At 73.1% G+C, this 3,986-nt stretch carries 4 protein-coding genes and 1 pseudogene; 2 read left to right on the forward strand and 3 right to left on the reverse strand.

Annotation, left to right across the window (positions count from 1 at the left end):
• The 3 genes and pseudogenes from VR44_RS22205 to VR44_RS22215 all read right to left on the reverse strand — a co-directional run.
• Positions 1-603: pseudogene (locus VR44_RS22205) on the reverse strand (DUF58 domain-containing protein); the annotation flags it as partial.
• A complete protein-coding gene (locus tag VR44_RS22210) occupies positions 603-1,613 on the reverse strand; it encodes an AAA family ATPase (RefSeq protein WP_045949332.1) in 1,011 nt (336 codons plus the stop codon). The pseudogene VR44_RS22205 and the gene VR44_RS22210, both read right to left, overlap by 1 nt.
• A 137-nt stretch (positions 1,614-1,750) precedes the next feature.
• Positions 1,751-2,302 (reverse strand): beta-class carbonic anhydrase, encoded by a 552-nt coding sequence (locus VR44_RS22215; protein ID WP_045949330.1) that lies wholly within the window; start codon positions 2,300-2,302, stop codon positions 1,751-1,753.
• A gap of 311 nt (positions 2,303-2,613) precedes the next feature.
• Between VR44_RS22215 and rsmH the strand changes: the two genes are divergently transcribed.
• Positions 2,614-3,588, forward strand: a complete 975-nt coding sequence (gene rsmH / locus VR44_RS22220) for a 16S rRNA (cytosine(1402)-N(4))-methyltransferase RsmH (RefSeq protein ID WP_094191831.1) — start codon at positions 2,614-2,616, stop codon at positions 3,586-3,588.
• A gap of 32 nt (positions 3,589-3,620) precedes the next feature.
• Positions 3,621-3,986 (forward strand): cell division protein FtsL (gene ftsL, locus VR44_RS22225; protein WP_094191832.1); only part of this gene is annotated, 366 nt, incomplete at its 3' end.

Raw genomic sequence — 3,986 nt, forward strand, 5'->3', positions numbered from 1 at the left:
GGGCCCCCCCGCCTCGCCGGTCATCCGGACCGCGGGCAGGGGCTGGGTGCGCGGGACGACGGTGAGGGTGTCGTAGGCGCTGAAGGAGCGGGTCAGCTCGACCATCCCGAAGGGGTCGGTCAGCCGCAGCTGGAGCGGGCCCAGCGGGTAGCGGCCGCGCAGGTCGGAGCGGACCCGGTAGGACACCTCGCGGCGGCCGCCGGGCTCGACCCGGTCCAGCACGAAGCGGGGGCGGGGCCCCAGCACGTAGGGCACCCGGTCCTGGAGCATGAGCAGCCCCGTGGGCATCCGGGAGACGTTCTCCAGCCGCAGCTGGACCCGGGCCTCGCCGCCGGCGGGCACCCGCGGCGGGGTCAGCCGGCGGCCGGCGGTGACCTGCTGGCGGGTGCGGTGCAGGGCGACGACGCAGATCAGCGGGAGGACGACGAGCAGCAGCCCGACCCGCAGCAGCTGGCCCTGCCCGAGGACGTACGCGCAGACGGCGGCGGCGGCGCCGGCCGCCAGGAACGAGCGGCCCCGGGTGGTGAGCCCGGACAGCGAGGCGCGCAGCCCCCCGGGGTTCCGGGCCTGCCCGCCGGCGCCGTTCGGGGCACCGGCGGCCATCAGAAGCTCCGGGCGCCCGCGCCGGGCGGCACCTCGCCGCGCGTGTGCGTGGCAGGGACCGGGGTGCGCTGGAGGATGTCGTGGACGACCTGCTCGGAGGTGCGCCGGTTCAGCTGGGCCTGCGCGGTCGGCAGGAGGCGGTGCGCCAGGACCGGCGCGGCCAGCTGCTGGACGTCGTCGGGCAGGACGTAGTCACGGCCCGACAGGGCGGCGGAGGCCTTCACGGCGCGCAGCAGGTGCAGGGTGGCGCGGGGGGAGGCGCCCAGGCGCAGGTCCGGGTGGCTGCGGGTGGCGGAGACCAGGTCGACGACGTAGCGCTTCACCGGGGCCGCGACGTACACCTCGCGGACGGCCTCTATCAGCTTGACGACGTCGTGGGCGTGCGCGACGGCGGTGAGGTCGTCGAGCGGGGAGATCCCGCCGTGCACGTCGAGCATCTCCAGCTCGGCCTCGGGGCTGGGGTAGCCGACCGAGACGCGGGCCATGAAGCGGTCGCGCTGGGCCTCGGGGAGGGGGTAGGTGCCCTCCATCTCGACGGGGTTCTGGGTCGCGACGACCATGAACGGGCTGGGCAGCGCGTAGGTGGTGCCGTCGATGGTGACCTGGCGCTCCTCCATCGACTCCAGCAGCGCCGACTGGGTCTTCGGCGAGGCCCGGTTGATCTCGTCGCCGATGACGATCTGCGCGAAGATCGCGCCGGGCTTGAACTCGAACTCGCGGCGCTGCTGGTCGTAGATGCTGACGCCGGTGATGTCGGAGGGCAGCAGGTCCGGGGTGAACTGGATGCGCTGGACCGAGCAGTCGATGGACTTGGCCAGGGTCTTGGCCAGCATCGTCTTGCCGACTCCGGGCACGTCCTCGATCAGCAGGTGGCCCTCGGCCAGCAGGACCACCAGCGCGAGGCGGACGACCTCGGGCTTGCCCTCGATCACGCGCTCGACCGACTGGCGGACCCGCTCGGCCGTGCTGGTCAGATCAGCGAGGCTCGCTCGGTCGTCGTACGTGGTCACCTGGTTCTCCTCGGCCCATTCCACAGGGCCGACGCGCATGGCGCACGGTCCGGCCCGCCCCGAAACACGGACACCGCCCCGGAGGGTTTCCGGGTGACGTCTCACCGCATTCTTGACGGCGCCGGGCGCTGTGTCACTCAGGTGGCCGGATCGATCTCCCGCAGGAGCCCGGTGTGCACGTCGAAGACGAAGCCTCGCACATCGTCCTTGTGGAGCAGGAACGGGTTGGTGCGAACCCGCTGCATGGACTGGCGCACGTCCTGGTCCACGTCCCGGAAGGCCTCGACCGCCCAGGCGGGGCGCTGGCCGACCTCGTCCTCCAGCTCGTGCCGGAAGTCCTCGGTCAGGCTTTCGAGGCCGCAGCCGGTGTGGTGGATGAGTATGACCGAGCGGGTGCCCAGGGCGCGCTGGCTGATGGTGAGCGAGCGGATGGTGTCGTCGGTGACCACCCCGCCGGCGTTGCGGATGGTGTGGCAGTCGCCGAGCTCCAGGCCGAGGGCCTTGTGCAGGTCGAGACGGGCGTCCATGCAGGCCACGACGGCCACGTGCAGGACGGGACGGGCGTCCATGCCGGGGTCGGTGAAGGCGGAGGCGTAGCGGCGGTTGGCCGCGACGAGCCTGTCGGTGACGGAGTCGCCGCCGGATGCCGTGGGCGTGGGGTGTGCGGGCAGGGATGCGGATGTCGTCATGCATACGACGTTAGTGGTCACGGGCCGTCCGGGCATGGGGTGAGGACGGACAAAGAAGGTCAACCATGATTGTTGTGAGCTAACCCACAAGGGTGCGAAGGAGGCCGCCGTCCGGGTGATTCACGGCTTTTGCGGGTGCGCCGGGGGAGGGGCGCACCGGGTGCGGGGCGGTTCGTTGACCGGGGCGGGCGTTGCACTAAAGTGACGCGAACCGGCCGGAGCCCGGCCCCACCGGCCGCCCCGGCCCCCTGGTAACACTCCGCGTGCGCGGCGCGGCGTATGCCTGCCGCGCCGTTATCTGAGAGGGCGCTTTGACTAGCGAGTCCCGACATGTCCCGGTGATGCTCCAGCGGTGCCTGGACCTGTTGGCCCCGGCGCTGTTGGCCCCGGCGCTGGAGAGGCCGGGGGCCGTCGTCGTCGACTGCACCCTCGGCCTCGGCGGCCACAGCGAGGCCCTGCTGACCCGGTTCCCCGAGGTGCGCCTGATCGGCCTCGACCGCGACAAGGAGGCCCTGCGGCTCTCCGGCGAGCGGCTCGCGCCCTTCGGCGACCGGGCCACCCTCGTCCACGCGATCTACGCCGACCTCGCCGAGGTCCTCGACCGCCTCGGGCTCCCCACCGTCCAGGGCATCCTCTTCGACCTCGGCGTCTCCTCCATGCAGCTCGACGAGGCCGACCGGGGGTTCGCCTACGCCCAGGACGCGCCGCTGGACATGCGCATGGACCAGACGACGGGCATCAGCGCCGCCGAGGTCCTCAACACCTACGCCCCCGGCGAGCTGGTGCGCATCCTGCGCCAGTACGGCGAGGAGAAGCAGGCCAAGCGGATCGTCTCGGCGATCGTGCGCGAGCGCGACAAGGAGCCGTTCAGCAACAGCGCCCGCCTGGTGGAGCTGATCCGCGACGCACTGCCGCAGGCGGCCAAGCGCACCGGCGGCAACCCCGCCAAGCGGACCTTCCAGGCCCTGCGCATCGAGGTCAACGGGGAGCTCTCCGGGCTGGAGCGGGCCATCCCGGCCGCCGTCGACCGGATCGCGGTCGGCGGGCGGATCGCGGTCCTGTCGTACCACTCCCTGGAGGACCGGCTCGTCAAGCAGGTCTTCACGGCCGGCGCCACCTCCACGGCACCGCCCGGGCTGCCCGTCGTACCGGAGAAGTACCAGCCGAAGCTGAAGCTCCTCACCCGCGGCGCGGAACTGCCCACCGAGGAGGAGATCGCGGAGAACCGGCGGGCCGCCCCGGCCCGGTTCCGCGGAGTCGAACGGATCCGCGAGGGCCGGCCGTGACCAAGGCCGGGAAGGCGGGGAGGGCCGGGAAGGTGGCCACGCTGACCCGCGGGCAGGCGGCCCGCCTCGTCCGGGGCCGCCCCGCCGCGGCCGGGCCCGGCGGGGCGCGGCAGGCGGCGAAGATGCCGTTCGTGCTGCTCGTCGTGGCGCTGCTGGCCGGCGGCCTGATCAGCCTGCTGCTGCTGAACTCGGCGCTCAACCAGGGGTCGTTCCAGCTGAGCAAGCTGAAGAAGGAGACCACGGCGCTGACCGACGAGCAGCAGGCGCTGCAGCGGGACGTCGACGGCTACTCGGCCCCCGACGCCCTTCAGCGGCGGGCCCGTGAGCTGGGCCTGGTGCCGGGCGGCAGCCCCGTCTTCCTCGGCCCCGACGGCAGGACCGCCGCGCCCCGGCCGCGG

This window comes from Streptomyces katrae (assembly GCF_000966975.1).
Lineage (GTDB): Bacteria > Actinomycetota > Actinomycetes > Streptomycetales > Streptomycetaceae > Streptomyces > Streptomyces katrae.